The 747-nt window shown below is 42.7% G+C and carries 1 tRNA gene; it reads right to left on the bottom strand.

The window, feature by feature from the left end:
- Nucleotides 1–459: 459 nt before the first annotated feature.
- Nucleotides 460–535: transfer RNA gene (locus A3738_RS10835), tRNA-Asn, on the bottom strand.
- Nucleotides 536–747 lie beyond the last annotated feature (212 nt).

Here is a 747-nt window from a genome sequence, read left to right as displayed (position 1 = left end):
ATTGATCGTTGTCATGAACAGGTAGGCCTACAATTGCTGGCTTAGGGTTCGCTATGTGCATAACTTCCAGAAATTTTGTTGGTGGCTCCCCGAGCTGGGCTTGAGCTAGGTAAAGCCGCGAGGGTTTACCACGGATTTGTTGTATACATTTCTTTCGGGCATTAAAAAGGCGTCTTACGTTCGTAAAACACCTTTTAGAAATTGTGTTGGCTCGCCGAGCTGGGCTTGAGCTAGGTAAAGCCGACAGGGTTTACCACGGATTCGCTGTATACAACTCTTTCGGGTATAAAAAAAGGCGTTTCACTTTCGTAAAACACCTTTTAGAGATCTTGTTGGCTCCCCGAGCTGGCCTTGAGCTAGGTAAAGCCGACAGGGTTTACCACGGATTCGTTGTATACATATTTTTCGGGTATAAAAAAAGGCGTTTCACTTTCGTAAAACACCTTTTAGAAATCTTGTTGGCTCCCCGAGCTGGGCTTGAACCAGCGACCCACGGATTAACAGTCCGTTGCTCTACCAACTGAGCTATCGGGGAACTAAACAACGGCGCGAATAATACTGGCGGATTCTGAGGTCGTCAACAAAAAATATCCACTTTCTAGAAATATTTGTACGAGTTATCATAAATAATCTTAAATTGTATATAAATCAATCAGATGTGAATCTTTTATGCCTCTTTTAGAAGATGATTATAGGCCTACTTCCCTCTATTTAAATGCTCACGTTCATACGATCGCTTGTTCTTTT

It is taken from the genome of Oleiphilus sp. HI0066 (genome assembly GCF_001635725.1).
Note: the sequence above shows the minus strand (reverse complement) of the source record. Positions and strands in the feature narration are given on the sequence as shown.